7 protein-coding genes are annotated in these 14,863 nt (G+C 67.3%); 5 read left to right on the top strand and 2 right to left on the bottom strand.

Translation table 11 applies throughout. From position 1 onward, the window contains the following. The first annotated feature begins 142 nt into the window (after nt 1-142). Together ggt and POL72_RS16195 are read left to right on the top strand one after the other, a co-directional pair. A complete protein-coding gene (gene ggt / locus POL72_RS16200; protein WP_272096249.1) occupies nt 143-1,972 on the top strand; it encodes a gamma-glutamyltransferase in 1,830 nt (609 codons plus the stop codon). Nucleotides 1,973-2,817: 845 nt separating this feature from the next. Further along, nucleotides 2,818-7,779: an AAA family ATPase gene (locus POL72_RS16195; protein ID WP_272097929.1), complete on the top strand. Its 4,962-nt coding sequence runs from the start codon at nt 2,818-2,820 to the stop codon at nt 7,777-7,779. 106 nt (nt 7,780-7,885) lie between these two features. Here the strand turns inward: POL72_RS16195 and POL72_RS16190 are convergent, their stop codons facing one another. Together POL72_RS16190 and POL72_RS16185 are read right to left on the bottom strand one after the other, a co-directional pair. Then, a complete protein-coding gene (locus tag POL72_RS16190) occupies nt 7,886-8,788 on the bottom strand; it encodes a terpene synthase family protein (RefSeq protein WP_272096248.1) in 903 nt (300 codons plus the stop codon). A 338-nt stretch (nt 8,789-9,126) separates the two neighbouring features. Further along, nucleotides 9,127-10,320, bottom strand: a complete 1,194-nt coding sequence (locus tag POL72_RS16185; RefSeq protein WP_272096247.1) for a cytochrome P450 — start codon at nt 10,318-10,320, stop codon at nt 9,127-9,129. A 1,353-nt stretch (nt 10,321-11,673) separates the two neighbouring features. Here POL72_RS16185 and POL72_RS16180 point away from each other — a divergent pair. From POL72_RS16180 to POL72_RS16170, 3 genes are all read left to right on the top strand, one after another. Next, nucleotides 11,674-12,342: a TetR/AcrR family transcriptional regulator gene (locus tag POL72_RS16180; protein ID WP_272096246.1), complete on the top strand. Its 669-nt coding sequence runs from the start codon at nt 11,674-11,676 to the stop codon at nt 12,340-12,342. Between the two features lie 22 nt (nt 12,343-12,364). Next, nucleotides 12,365-13,129, top strand: coding sequence for an SDR family NAD(P)-dependent oxidoreductase (locus tag POL72_RS16175; RefSeq protein WP_272096245.1), 765 nt, complete (start codon nt 12,365-12,367; stop codon nt 13,127-13,129). Nucleotides 13,130-13,333: 204 nt separating this feature from the next. Continuing rightward, the gene (locus POL72_RS16170; protein WP_272096244.1) at nt 13,334-14,860 is read left to right on the top strand and encodes an ATP-binding cassette domain-containing protein; all 1,527 of its coding nucleotides are present in this window, start codon (nt 13,334-13,336) and stop codon (nt 14,858-14,860) included. Nucleotides 14,861-14,863: the final 3 nt, after the last annotated feature.

Genomic DNA, 14,863 nt, shown 5'->3' with positions numbered 1-14,863 from the left:
CCGTTCGCCAGAGAGCGGTACGGCTGATCAGCAGAAGCCCGAACAGCTGTGACGGATCACCGTGGAGAAACCTCCGGCCGCGCTCGCGCGGCCGCGCCTCCGGCTTTCGAGCGGCGCGGGGCCTGGGCTATAAGCCGCCGCGATGAAGCTCCGTGCCTGGCATCGATTGCTCGCCGTCGTCCTCCTCGCGGGCTGCGAGGCCGCCGTCCCGCCTCCTCCGCCCGCGCCGCCCCCGCCCCCGTCGCCGAACGCCGCCTCCGCCTCGGCGCCCGCGCCCGCGCCGGCCGCGCCGCCCGCGCCGGCGTCGCGGTTCCCCGCCGGCTGGCCTTTCCCCGAGGGCGCGCCGCCGGTGCGGGGCCCCTCGATGGTCACGAGCGACGCCGCCCTGGCCACGAAGGTGGGCGCGGAGGTCCTCGCCTCGGGCGGCAACGCCGTCGACGCGGCGGTCGCGACGGCGTTCGCGCTGGCGGTGGTGCACCCGACGGCCGGCAACCTCGGCGGCGGCGGGTTCATGGTCGCGCGCGTCGGCGACAAGGAGCACGCGCTCGATTTCCGCGAGACCGCGCCGGGCAAGGCGACCCACGACATGTACCGGGGCAAGGACGGCAAGGCCACGGAGAGCGCGCGCGTCGGCCACCTCGCGGTCGGCGTGCCCGGCAGCGTGGCGGGGCTCTGGGAAGCGTACGACAAGCTCGGCTCCAAGAAGAAGACCTGGGCCGAGCTCGTCGCGCCCGCGATCCGGCTCGCGAAGGAGGGCTTCCCGGTCGACGAGAACTTCGCGACGACCGTCAAGGCCGCGTCGGCCAAGCTCAAGCGCTTCCCGGCGTCGGTCGCGCTGTTCCTGCCGGGCGGCGCGCCCATCGAGATCGGCGCCACGTGGAGATCGCCCGAGCTCGCGGCGACGCTCGAGCGCATCGCCGAGAAGGGGCCCGCGGGCTTTTACGAGGGCAAGACCGCCGAGCTCTTCGTGGCGGAGATGCGGCGGGGCAAGGGCATCATCACGGCCGCGGACCTCAAGGGCTACAAGGCGAAGTGGCGCGAGCCCGTCGTGTTCGAGTACCGCGGGCGCCGCGTCGCCTCCATGCCGCTCCCGTCGTCGGGCGGCCTCGCCCTCGCGATGATCGCGCATCAGCTGGAGGGGCTCGACGTCGCCAAGCTCGGCTGGCACTCGCCGTCGCACGTGCACGTGGTCGCCGAGGCGATGCGGCGGGTGTTCCTCGCGCGCAACGAGGTCCTCGGGGATCCCGATTTCGTGAAGAACCCGGTGGACGACCTGCTCTCGGTCGCGTGGGCCGAGAAGCAGCGCGCCACGATTGCGGCGGACCGCGCGACGCCGACCGACGAGCTCGCCCGCGGCGCGGCGGTCAAGGACTCGGGCGGGCGCGGCCCGCACACGACGCATTTCTCGGTGGTCGACGCGCAGGGCAACGCCGTCGCGCTGACCACGACGCTGAACGGCTGGTACGGCTCGGGGGTGACGGTGTCGGGCGCCGGCTTTGTGCTGAACAACGAGATGGACGACTTCGCCGCCGTGCCCGGCACGCCGAACCAGTTCGGTCTGGTGCAGGGGGAGGCCAACTCCATCGCGCCCGGCAAGCGCATGCTCTCCTCGATGTCGCCGACGATCGTGACGGGCAAGGACGGGCGCGTGGAGCTCGTGCTCGGCGCCGCGGGCGGCCCGACGATCCTCACTGCGGTGTTCCAGATCCTCTCCAACGTGGTCGACTTCGGCTTCGACGTGACCACGGGGGTCAACGCGCCGCGCTTCCACCAGCAGGATTACCCCGACAAGCTGATGGTCGAGCAGGGCGGCTTCCCCGACGAGCTCAGGAGCGCGCTCGGCGCAATGGGCCATACCCTCGACGACCGCGAGCACATCGCCGACGCGCCGTCGATCGGCCGCGAGGGCGCCGCGTTCGCCGGCGCGCGGGAACCGCGACGGCCCGGCTCCGAAGCGGCTGCCGGAAAGTAGCGTCGACAACGTCGACAGCGGGCGCCGCTCCCCACATCGGCCCACGCGACGCCCGCGTATCCCACAACGGGCGGGATCCATGGTCTGCTGCGGACCGGCAGACCGGCGCCGCCGCGTGCCGGGTGGCGCCGCCGGGCGAGAGCCTCAACAACGAGCCACGCCCGTCGACGGACCCACCCGACCCACGTTGTCGCCCGCCGGGCGACGCATGTTGTCGGGACGACATTGCGACGATCAATCGGTCAGGCGTCTCCTTACCTCTCTCTCAGAGCCCAATCGCCGCTCATTTCGACGGCTTACCGCCCCGAGACGCGCCGCGCGCATCAGGCACTCCCCTAAGGAAGCCCCTCTCTGTCTGGCGCACGTTGGCCGTTCCCGGCACGCGCGTGTGCCCAATGGACTATGGCGCCCCTCCTCGTGAAGGCGTCATCGCGTGATGCACATCCGACGGCCCTCTGCGCTACGGAGCGCCGTGAGTCCGGGCGGCGAGGCGACGCTGTGTCGCATTCGCTCCGGGCCCTCGAACCGAGTCGTGCGTCGCTGGCCTGACGCGCGGCGTCTCGGCGCGGCGGCGGATCCACGCAGGAGCGCTCGATCCGCGCGCGGAGCCGCGGCGGTTCGACCTTGACACAACCCGCCCGTTTCGATTGCTTATGGCGATGCGCTTCGCCGAGCACGTTCGCTCCCTCGGCGGATCGCGCGCCCGCCTGTCGCCATCCTTGAATCTAGCGCCCCGAGGAGCTGCCGTGAAACGGGGGACTTCAGCTTGACACGGACCGAGATACCGGCTGAACGCCGCGCTGTGGGTAGATAGCCCTGTCACGCAGGGGGGGGTCGCCGTCATGGTGGAGCTGTTGAATCACGAGTTGCTCGAGACGTTGCACGACGGTGCTCGCAGCAGCGTCTACCTCGGCCGGAAGAAGAGCACCGGCAAGATGTGCGTCATCAAGGTCGCGCGCAAGGGCGTCAATGGCACCCGCAACGTGGCGATCCTGAAGCGCCAGTACGAGATCACGAAGCACCTCGACCTCGACGGGGTCGTCCGGGTCCACGAGCTCGAGGTCCGGCTCGATTACGCCGCGCTCGTCATGGAGTACTTCGCCGGTCGTTCGCTGCGGGCGATCATCGACGGCAATGGGCAGGGCGTCGGCCTCGCGCAGGCGGTGAGGATAGCGCTCCAGCTCGCGGACACGCTCGGGGCGATCCATGAGCGGAACATCGTCCACAAGGACATCAAGCCGAGCAACATCATCGTCGACAGCGACGTGCGCACATCGAAGCTCACGGACTTCTCCATCGCCTCGCTCCTGCCCGGGGAGCGCGCGGCGGTGGTCGACCCCTGGTCGGTCGGCGAGGGCACGCTGCAGTACATCTCGCCCGAGCAGACGGGCCGGATGAACCGGTCGATCGACTTCCGCTCGGACTATTACTCCCTCGGGGTCACGCTCTACGAGCTCACGACGAGGCGCCTCCCCTTCGAGACGACGGATCCGCTGGAGCTCGTGCACCATCACATCGCGAAGACGCCTATCGCGCCGCACCTGATCCGGCCGGCGATCCCGGAGGCGCTCTCCCGGGTGATCATGAAGCTGCTCTCGAAGACGGCGGAGGAGCGGTATCAGAGCACCTTCGGCCTGAAGGCCGATCTGAAGGCCTGCCTCGACATGCTGGAGCACGGCGCGCCGGTGGCGGACTTCGTGCCAGGGAGGAGGGACAAGCCCACGCGGCTCCAGATCTCGCAGAAGCTGTACGGCCGGCAGAGCGAGGTCGGCGTGTTGATGGCGGCCTTCAGGGACATCAGCGGATCTGGGCCGGAGGCCGCGGAGGGTGGCCGGTCGGAGCTCGTCCTCGTGGCCGGCTACTCCGGCGTGGGCAAGTCGGCGGTCGTCAACGAGATCCACAAGCCGATCGCGAAGGAGGCGGGCTACTTCGCCGCCGGCAAGTTCGACCAGTTCACGCGCAACGTCCCGTATGCGGCCGTGCTCGCGGCGCTGCGGGAGATCGTCCGGCAGATCCTGACCGAGACCAGGAATGAGCTTGCCGACTGGAGGGCCCGGATCCTCGCGGCGGTCTCTCCGAACGGGCGGGTCATCGCCGAGGTGATCCCGGAGATCGAGCTCATCATCGGCGAGCAGCCGCCCGTCCCGGCGCTGGGCTCGATGGAGACGCGGAACCGCTTCAACCTGACGTTCCGGAACTTCATCGGCGCGATCGCGCTGAAGACGCGGGCGCTCGTCTTGTTCCTCGACGATCTCCAGTGGGCCGACACGGGGTCCCTGAACCTGCTCAGCGTGCTCCTGGAGGACCCGGACATCCGCCATCTCTTGCTGATCGGGTCGTACCGGGACAACGAGGTCGACGACGCGCACCCGCTGACGATGATGCTGAGCGCGCTCCGGAAGAGCGAGGCGCGCGTCCGCACGATCACGCTCACGCCGCTCGGGCCCGATCACGTCAACCAGCTCGTGTCGGACACGCTCGACGCGCCTCGGGAGGAGTGTCGCGAGCTCTCGGGTGCCATCTTCGCCAAGGCGCACGGGAACCCGTTTTTCACCATCCAGTACCTCGAGAGCGTCTGCCGCGAAGGCCACCTGCGCTTCAGCTCCGAGACGGGTGCCTGGCGCTGGAACATCGCCGACATCCAGCGGATGGAGGTCGCGGACAACGTCGTCGACCTGATGGTCCGCCGGATACAGGGCCTGGGTGAGGCGACGCAGCGGGTCTTGAAGCTCGCCGCGTGCATCGGCAATCAATTCGATCTGAGGATGCTGGCCCTCATCCACCAGAAGAACCGGCGCGCGACCGACGAGGACCTGTGGGGCGCGCTGGACGCAGGGCTCGTCGTGCCCGTCGACGGCGAGTACGGGATCGCGCGCTTCCTCGACGACGCGGACGAGGACGCTGTCACGTTCAAGTTCCTCCACGACCGCGTGCAGCAGGCGGCTTACAAGCTGCTCCCGGAGGGCGAGCAGAAGCGGATCCACCTGGAGCTGGGGCGGCTCATGCTCGGAGAGAGCCCTCCCGCGTCCGTCGAGGAGCGGATCTACGACATCGTGATGCACCTCAACATGGGGGCAGAGATGATCGTGGACAGGCGCGAGCGCGAGGAGGCCGCGACGCTCAACCTGAGGGCCGGGCAGAAGGCGAGGCGCTCCACGGCCTACGGCCCCGGGGTGCAGTGCCTCCGCGCCGCCGCGGCGTTCCTGCCCGAGGACTCGTGGGAGACGAACCACGAGCTGTCGCTCACGATCTACACCGATCTCATCGAGCTGGAGTACCTGACGATCAACTTCGACCGCGCAGAGGCCTGCGCGAAGATCGTTGAAGAGCAAGCCAGGGATGTGCTGGAGAAGATCCGGGTCTACGAGACGCGCATCCAATTTTACATATCACAAAATCGCATGCACGAGGCCATCGACGTGGCCCTGAGCGTGCTCGCGATGCTGGAAGTTCGGCTGTCCGAGGCGCCGCCGGAGGACATCGACGTCTCCCGCCTGGCGCACCTGCCCCCGATCTCAGACAAGCGGATGCAGGCGGCGCTCCGGATCATGACCACCGTCAATCCGGCCGTGTACCTCGCGAGGCCGGCGTTGCTGCCGACCAACGCGTTCACGATGGTCAACATCTGCGTCAAGCACGGCAACTCGCCTCTCGCCGCGTTCGCTTATTCAATCTACGGCGTCATTCAGTGCCTCATGAACAACACCGACCAAGCCTTCGAGCTCGGTCGCCTGGCGATAGAGCTCGCTCACACCTACGGTGCGGTCGAGCTGGAGTCCAGGATCCATGCCACCGTGTACGTCCTCATCCACCACTGGAAGCGTCATTTGAGGGAGACGCTCGACTCCCTGCTCCACGCCGCTCAGATCGGCCTGGAGACGGGGGACATAGAGTACGCCGTATACGGCTCGATATTCCATTCGGTGCACTCGTTCTTCGTCGGAGAGGATCTGGCGACGACCGAGCTACGGATGAAGCATTCTGTCGAGCTAGCGTCGAAGCTCGACAACAAATATTCGCTCTATCAATGTAGCATATGGAAGCAGCTCGTCCAAAGCCTCCGAGTTCCGTCCGCGAACAAGCTGCTCCTCGTCGGTGACAACTTCGACGAGACGACGATGCTCGCGTGCCTGGGGTCAAGCAGGACCTCGGTCCTGTCACTGCACCTCGCGAAAGGCATGCTGCTGTACTATTTTGGCAATACCCAAGAGGCGTACGCCTGTCTTCGCGCCGGCGAGGAGTACCAGGACGCGGTTCTTGGCATGGCCGCCGACCTTGAATACACGTTCTACGACTCGCTCTCGATCCTCGCCGTGCTCGATCGGCTCCCGGACGGGGAGCGGAGCGCCGCGCTCGCCAAGGCTGACGCGCACCTGCGAAAGCTCGAGCTGTGGGCTCGCTCTGCACCGGAAAACGTCCAGCACAAGCGCGACCTCGTGAGCGCGGAGCTGGCGCGCGTGAAGCAAGCAGGGTTTGAGGCGATGGATCTCTATGACCGAGCGATCGAAGGCGCTCGGAAGCACGGATACATCCAGGAAGAGGCGCTGGCGTGCGAGCTGGCGTCGTCGTTCTACCGAAGGATGGGGCGGCGCGAGATCTCTCGTCACTATTTGACCCTCGCCTATCGCGGTTACGCGCTGTGGGGAGCCGACGCGAAGTGCCAGAGCCTCGTCACCGTCTTCCCTCAGCTCATCCTCGAGGGGACGTTCGATCAGCGGACGTCGGGAGTCGCAACGTCGACCCACGAGGGCACGCCCCTGGATCTGCTCAGCGCCATCAAGGCGTCGCAGGCGGTGGCGAGCGAGATCGTCCTGGAGAGGCTGCTGGAGAACCTGATGACGATCGTGCTCGAGAATGTCGGCGCGCAGTCCTGCGTGCTCGCGCTCGCGCGCGGCGACGCGCTCTTCGTCGAGGCCGAGGGGGCCATCGAACCGAAGCAGATCAACGTGCTCAAGGGCACTCCCGTGACCTCGTTCAGCAAAGTTCCATTGTCCGTGATAAGCTACGTGCAGCGCACGCTGAAGAGCGTACTCCTGGACGACGCGACGGATGAGGCCAGGTTCGCTGTCGATCCCTACATCCAAGAACGGCGACCGAAGTCGCTGATGTGTTCGCCGATCATGCGCCAAGGTCGGCTGATCGGCGTGCTCTACCTGGAGAACAATCTTTCGACCGGTGTCTTCACGAAAGACCGCTTCGAGCTCCTGGGGCTCCTCTCTACGCAGATCGCGATCTCCATCGAGAATGCGAAATTGTACGAGGGGCTCGAGCAGAAGGTCGCCGCGCGCACCGATGAGCTCCGCGTCTCCAATGACCAGCTCCGCACCGTCAACGACAGGCTACAGGTGGAGCTGGCCGAGCGCGTCCGCCTGCAGGAAGAGCGTGTTCAGATGCAAGAGGAGATCATCCAGGCGCAGAATGATCGGCTCTTTGAGCTGTCGACGCCAGTCATACCGATCACAGATGATATTATGGTCATGCCCATCATCGGGACGATCGACGACAAGAGGGCTGCGCAGATGCTCGAGACCGCAATGGCGGGCGTCGCGGCCAGCTCCGCGAAGGTTGTGATCGTCGACATCACGGGGGTCAGGAGCGTGGACACTAGCGCTGCGAACAGGCTGATGAGCTTGGCGAAGGCTGTGGGGTTGCTCGGAAGCAAAACGATCCTGACCGGACTCCGTCCGGCGGTGGCGCAGAGCTTGGTCGCGCTCGGCTTGGACCTCGGCTTGCTGGAGACGAGAGCCAACCTGAAGGCAGGCATCGCATATGCCATGAAGCGCACCTCTGCCCGACTGTACGCGTGAAGCTCGCGAGCCTCTCGCGGCAACTGAAGACCCGGAGCAACCAGCCACCACGCCCCGTCGTCGTCGCCGTTCCGCTTGCCGCCGGTGAGCGCGATCGGCGCTGCGTTCACCCGGCGTTCGCGACGATGCCCCCAAGCTCGGCGTAGCGGAGCGCTGCCAGCGCCCAGCGCTGATGGCCTGCGATCATGGCGTCTGTCGCGGCCAGGTACTGGCGGATCCCGCTGGCCGACCATGACGAGAGCACCTTCTCTTTGACGTCCTGGTACTCTGCGACCCGGGCGTCGTGCATGCGCCTGAGCTGTTCGACAGCTTGCGCCAGCGTCAGCCCCGCGTTGTCCCGAAGGACGACGATCAGGTTGTGCACCTCGCCCGACCTCAGCTCCTTTTCGAGCGAGAAGTAATCATTGGTCCAGCAGAGAATATCGTTACATATCTCGCGGACGCTCTGCAGCAGCGGGTGTTGTACTATCTCGAGAGGCAGCGGCTGATCGAGCAGCAGTTCCATCAAATCGCAATAAGGATATACGGCTCCACTGTAGCGCCGCATCATGATGTATTCGTCGATCCCGGGAACCCTCCGTTGCTTGCGATTTTTCGCTTCCCAGAGGTTGGCCTCGTAGTAGTACTGAAAATGCGAGAGCCAGCGGTTCAGGAAGAAATGTGGATGACATTCCTTTATACGATCGCGGACGTCGAGTAGCCCACGCGTCAGGGGATCATCGAGGTCCGGTTCGATATAACCGAAGAGCTCGCCGAGGTATTTCTCGTTCAGCTTAGCGACGGATTGAGGGTCCGCGCTGAGCTTGCCCTCGTCATACGCATCGTCCAGGAGGAACAGTACGGCGGTGAAGTCAGACGCCAACTGCAATGTCTGCACGTTTGCTGAAGGGAACACCCAGGCGGCCAGATATGCGACGTGCGCCGCCTCGATGCGCGATAACGCACGGTCGTCGGTCGCCACCCGTAGTCGACGAGCCCATTGCAACGTGCGGAGCTCGATGACATCCACCTCGGGGTGGCATGACGCGGAAATGGGTACTCGAAGTACTCAGCTTCACTCTTACTGACGACGATGCTTTTGCGATCAGACGACATCATGGACTCCATCGCAGACCGTGGTCTTCCTGCTCGTGACGCCGAGCGCAGGGCGGCACCTCACAGTCTGCCAAAAGGGATGTTGGCGGTGGATTCTACGCACCGACAGGTCGCGCCTACCACGTCCGGGTGCGCTGTCGTACCGCTTATGTGAAGATCAACGGTATTGTCAAAAGGAGACATCCGGCCGAATGTGGCGGTACGGTGCCATCATACCCGAGAGAGAGAAGGCGCTCGCTGGCGGCGTATGCACTAGAAGGGGATCAATTCGATGGGTAGCGTGACCGGGCAGCGGGTGTTGAGGACCGAGTTCCACTCGACACGCTCAGCTCGGAGCTCAAAACGATGATATCGGGTCAGAAGCTCTTCCAGCACCACGCGGGCTTGCGTGCGCGCCAGCGAAGCCCCAAGGCAAAAGTGAGCACCGTGACCGAATGCCAGGCTTGTCGGCTCGCGACGCTCGGGCTCGAAGCGGTCCGGATCCTGGAATCTCGTCTCGTCGCGCAGGCCCGAACCCAGAAGCAGCGCCACGACCGAATGCGCGGGGACGCGCACGCCGCCTATCTCTGTCTCTGCTAGAGTCAGCCGCATCGTGGCATGCACGGGCGGCTCGAAGCGGAGCACTTCCTCGATGAAGCGCGGAATGAGCGCTGGCTCGGCCCGCAGACGATCCATCCACGCGGCCCGCTGGGACAGGATCAACGCCATGTTGGTCATCAGCGAAACCGTCGTTTCCATCCCCGCGACGACGAGCAGGAAAAGGAGGGCGACAAGATCTCTATCTGTGAGCGAATTGTCGTTTACCTGGGACCGGAGCAGATCGCTGACCAGATCGTTCTCCATCTGGTGACGGCGGCCTGCCAGCAAATCCTGCATGTAACGCTCCATCTGGTCGATGGTCTGGCGCACCTCATCGAGACGCGTGTGATCCTCCGGGGATAGGCTGCCGACGCTGACCAGATCCGCCGTCCATCGATTAAAATGCTTCTCCAGTGAAGGGTCGAGGCCGATCAATTGGGCAAGCAATCGGATCTGCGCACGACACGCAACTTCAGGGAGGAAATCAACCACGCGCCGCCGCATCAGATCGTCGGCGATCTGCGCGGCCGCAGAGCGCATCCGCGGCACCATCGAGCCCACGGTGTTCGCAGTGAAGCCGCGGTTGATCAGGTTCCGCAGTTGAGTATGTCGCGGCGGATCCGCGACGATCATCGAGTCGGACAAGGGGTTGTATCGCCCGAGGAACGGGGGCTCGGTGGCCATGCGCAGCCCCGCGGACGAGAACACCTGCGTGTTCTTGAACGCCGCCACGATGTCATCATACCGGGTGACCACCCACATCCCGTTGGGGTCCACCTGGCACACGGGCGACTCGCGGCGCAGCGCCGCGTAGAAGGGGTACGGGTTCTCTCGGACCTCGGGGGCAAACAGATTCAGTCGACTCATCGCGCTCTTCCTGTGGCGAAGGCAGGACGCAGCCGCAACGCCATGGCGGCACGCGTCGATCAGCCTGGAGTGTGGTGTTGCCTCGGATGACGCGCTGGGCGACGCGATGGCGTCGATTCGGTGCTGCCTTGAGGCAGCTGGCCCCTAGCGCTGATAAGGAGCACGAAACGGAACCCGCAAGCCGCGTTTCCGCGATGCTCCAGCGCGTGGTCACCTGGGCGCATCTCCCGCGAGCAGGGCGCTGAACAGCCGCCACGCGGTCCGAGCCAACGCTCGGCGTCCGCACGACACGGCTGCACTCCTCGGTCGTCGCTGCGCTCGCCAGGATGCGAGCATGCGACTCACGAGCGCCTAGACTGCTTCCAGGGCATCTCCCGGTGCATCATGAGACCAGAGCAAGCGAGAGAGCCGCTAGGCTCTCTTCATGGCTGCAGGGGTCCGATGGTTCGTGGGTGCTCCTCCATCTGATGACAGCATCCTATACCATGCGGACGAATGCGCAACTGTATTCTTATTTGCGGACTTCACACGACGACCTCGTCGTGTTCGAAACTTCACGGACAACGAATCTTCCAACGCTTCAATACGATGGCCGAGCCGCCACAACATGCCGCGTGAATAAAAATACATTTGAGCGTCCGCGACCTGCGCGCCTCCAGCACGCGCCGAGAACATCTACTGCCCCCGGGCGACACCTCGATGGCCATCCGATAGAGATGCGTTGCGATCGATGAGCGCAATGATCTCTGGATGATCTACGTCATCTTTCGTGAGCGACTGTGCAGCAATGCAAGATGCAGTCGACTCGGGTTTCATTCGTGAACGCATAGCGCATGACCCTGAGCCGCCCCCGCTACGCTCCGGATGGAGCGAGCCGTGGAGACGAGAACACTGCAGGCATGCGTCGGCCCGGACGCCCGCGGCGTCGGCCTGGGATGCTGATGGCGAAGTAATGCACCATCGATGTGACGTGCATTGCAGTAATGCACGGCCGCACGAGGGTGCTCCTGCGCGCTATGCAAAATGAACGCCTCGCTCGGGCGGACCACGGTCACGCGTGCCGGCATCCTCGACGAGGATGCGGGTCGCTCGATGTCACGCTCGGCTCGATCTCGTGACCTCGAAAGAGGGCGCTTCTCCCTGGAACCACACCTCCTCCGGAGGCGCGCCGACCCACGCCGGAGGCGCGTTCAGGATCGGGTGTCGCGCTCTGGACACGTCCGGATCGTGCTCAGGGAGAGCCGCAGTCGTGCTCAGGGTGCGCCCTGCCCTGAACCGCTGAACAGCGGCCAGCGACGCGAACCGCCCCCGCCTTGACGATGCGACCGATCGGTCATATGACTGACCGGTCGCATGCCGAAGAGCACGTTCTTTGGGTTGCCCGAGGAGCGGCGGGACCGCCTCGTGCGCGAGGCGATCGCCGAGTTCGCGGATCGCCCCTACGCCGAGGCCTCGCTCTCGCAGATCGCGCGCCGCGCCCGCATCCCCAAGGGGAGCTTCTATCAGTACTTCGAGGACAAGCTCGATCTCTACCGGTGGCTCCTCACGGAGGAGGTGCCGCGGCAGAAGCGCGCGTTCCTCGGCGCCGCGTGCCTGGAGGGGGACTTCTGGGCTCGCCTGGAGGTCCACATCGAGCGCGGCATGGCGTTCCTCGTGGAGCACCCGCGCCTCGCCCGCCTGTCCGCCGCGGCGGCCGACCCGACAGCGACGGTCGAGGTCCGCGGCCTCCACAAGGCCATCTGCGAGGCCGGCGCCGCGGAGCTCCGGGCCCTCCTCGAGGAGGGGATCGCGAGCGGCGCCGTCCGGTCCAACGACACGAGCCTCGAGGTGGCGACCCGGCTGGTCGCCGCCGTCATCGGCCCCGGGCTGACCGAGGCGGTGCTCCAGGAGCTCGGGGCCGAGCTCCACGACGTGCTGGCCTCCGACGCGCTGCGAAAGCAGCTCGGCCCGAAGCGCCGCCGTCGCCTCGCCCAGCAGGCGGTCCAGTTCATCCAGCGCGGCCTAGGCGCGAACACTGCGTGATTCCACCAGGAAAGGGAGCTTCATGATCAGCTACGACTTCGCCGGACGGGTCGCCCTCATCACCGGGGGCACCTCGGGCATCGGCCTCGCGACCGCGCGCGCGTTCGCGCGAGGAGGTGCGCGCGTCGCCATCGCCGCGCGCGACGGCGACGCCGGGCAGCGGGCCTGCGCCGCGCTCGAGCGAGAGGGCGCGCCGGCGCTGTTCGTCCAGACCGACGTGCGGGACGACGCCTCGATGAAGCGCGCCGTGGAAGAGACGATGGGGCGCTTCGAGCGGCTCGATTTCGCGGCGAACTGCGCGGGCATCGGCGGCGACATGGCCCGCCTCGAGCACGCCGATCAGGCGGTGTGGGACGACGTCATGGCGACCAACGCCCGCGGGATCTGGCTGGCCATGCGGCACGAGATCCCGGCCATGCTGGCGTCGGGCGGGGGCGCCATCGTCAACATGAGCTCCATCTACGGCGTCGCCGGGAAGGCGGCGCACCACGCCTACGTCGCGTCCAAGCACGCGGTCCTCGGGATGACGCGCTCGGTGGCGCTCGAGGTGGCACCGCTCGGGATCCGCGTGAACGCCCTCTGCGCCGGCGTCACCCGCACGCCCGCCATGCAGCAGGCAGAGGCGCTCGCGCCCGAGCTGGTGCAGGCGCTGGTGGCGCAGCACCCGATGGCGCGGATGGCCACCGAGGACGAGATCGCCGGCGCCGCGCTGTGGCTGTGCTCGGAGGGCGCGGGCTACGTGACCGGCGCGGCGGTCCCAGTCGACGGCGGCTTCCTGGCCGCGTGACCGCGCCGATTGCGCAGGCCTCGGCCGTCTGTTAGAGAGCACGGCTGACGCAAGAGGAGAGTGCTCCGGTGAAGATCAACTCCTGAATCGGTCTCCGTCGCAGGTAGCGAGCGCGACAGGTGGCATCCCTGCCTCCCTGGTCGCGCGAGGCAGCCTGCCCGTCCCGTGACCGGGCCATGTGGCCCTCTGGATTCAGGAGCTCGTATGTCGTCGTTGCGCGCGCAGCGCCTCTCCTTCTCTTATTCCGACGCGTCCGCGATCCTCGCGGACGTCGATCTGTGCCTGACCCCCGGGTGGTACGGGATCGTCGGGCCGAACGGCGCCGGCAAGACCACGCTCCTCCGGCTCTTCGCCGGCGAGCTCGCGCCCGAGGCAGGGAGCTTGCGGCTCGATCCGCGGGGCGCGACCATCGCGGTCTGCCCGCAGGCCGTGGAGCACGCCGACGCGGCCATCCATGCGCTGGCCGACGCCGAGGACGGCGCCGCGCGCAGGTTGCGCGGCGAGCTCCTCCTGGATCCGGCGGAGCTCGGGCGCTGGGCCACGCTGTCGCCCGGCGAGCGCAAGCGGTGGCAGATCGGCGCGGCGCTCGCCGCGGCGCCGGACCTGCTCCTGCTCGACGAGCCGACGAACCACATCGACGCGGACGCGCGGGCGCTGCTCGCCGGCGCGCTCGCCGGGTTCCAGGGGATCGGGGCGTGCGTCTCGCACGATCGCGAGCTCCTCGACGCGCTGACCACCGGCACGATCCGCGTCGAGCGGGCCGCGGCGAGGCTCTATCCCGGCGGGTACAGCGCGGCGAAGGCGCTCTGGGAGGCCGAGGCGCGCGGGCGCGAGGAGGCGCACCAGCGGATGCGCGCCGAGGAGCGGCAGCTCCGCCGCCGCCTCGGCGAGGAGCGGCGGGCGCAGGCCGCGGCCGACGCGGACCGGAGCACGAAGCGGCGCATGAAGGGCCCGCGCGACAGCGACGCCCGGGGCCTGCTCGCGGACTTCCGCGTGTCATCGGCCGAAGCGCGGCTGTCGCGCAACGTCGGCGTGACCCGGCGCAAGCTCGAGAAGGCGTCGGCCGAGGCGGGAGAGGTCGAGCTCGAGAAGGCGGTGGGCCGCAGCGTGTTCGTCGACTACGAGCGATCGCCCGCGCCGTGGCTCTTCGTGCTCGACGCGCCCCGGATCCGCGCCGGCGGCGAGAGCGACGGCCGGACCCTGCTGCGGGACGTGCGGCTCGCGGTCGGCCGCGAGGACCGCATCCGGATCGCGGGCCCGAACGGCGCCGGCAAGACCACGCTGGTGAACGCGCTGCTCGCCGGCGCGCGCGTGCCGGCGGACAAGGTGCTCCATGTGCCGCAGGAGCTCGACGAGGCGGAGCAGCAGGCGCTCCTCGCGAGGGCGCGGCGCCTCCCTCCGGACGAGCGCGGGCGGGTGATGTCGCTGGTGGCCGCGCTCGGCGTGGAGCCGGGGCCGCTGCTCGGGTCGGCGCGGCCGTCGCCCGGCGAGGCGCGCAAGCTGATGATCGCGCTGGGCCTCGGGCAGCACGCGTGGGCGCTCGTGCTGGACGAGCCGACCAACCACCTCGACCTGCCCTCGATCGAGCGGCTGGAGCGCGCCCTCGCCGACTACCCGGGGGCGCTGCTCCTCGTCACGCACGACAGGGCGTTCGGGCGGAGCTGCACGTCGATCCTCTGGACGGTGGCCGGCGGAGAGGTGCGGGTGTCGTCCGACGACGCCGGCGCGTGACCC

Origin of the sequence: Sorangium aterium (genome assembly GCF_028368935.1) — a bacterium.
In the GTDB taxonomy this organism is placed as follows: Bacteria; Myxococcota_A; Polyangia; order Polyangiales; family Polyangiaceae; genus Sorangium; species Sorangium atrum.
Note: the sequence above shows the minus strand (reverse complement) of the source record. Positions and strands in the feature narration are given on the sequence as shown.

Excerpts from the sequence above, each read along its gene's own strand:
- POL72_RS16185 (WP_272096247.1), bottom strand. The coding sequence starts at position 10,320 with ATGAGTCGACTGAATCTGTTTGCCCCCGAGGTCCGAGAGAACCCGTAC.
- POL72_RS16180 (WP_272096246.1), top strand. The coding sequence starts at position 11,674 with ATGCCGAAGAGCACGTTCTTTGGGTTGCCCGAGGAGCGGCGGGACCGC.
- POL72_RS16175 (WP_272096245.1), top strand. The coding sequence starts at position 12,365 with ATGATCAGCTACGACTTCGCCGGACGGGTCGCCCTCATCACCGGGGGC.
- ggt (WP_272096249.1), top strand. The coding sequence starts at position 143 with ATGAAGCTCCGTGCCTGGCATCGATTGCTCGCCGTCGTCCTCCTCGCG.
- POL72_RS16170 (WP_272096244.1), top strand. The coding sequence starts at position 13,334 with ATGTCGTCGTTGCGCGCGCAGCGCCTCTCCTTCTCTTATTCCGACGCG.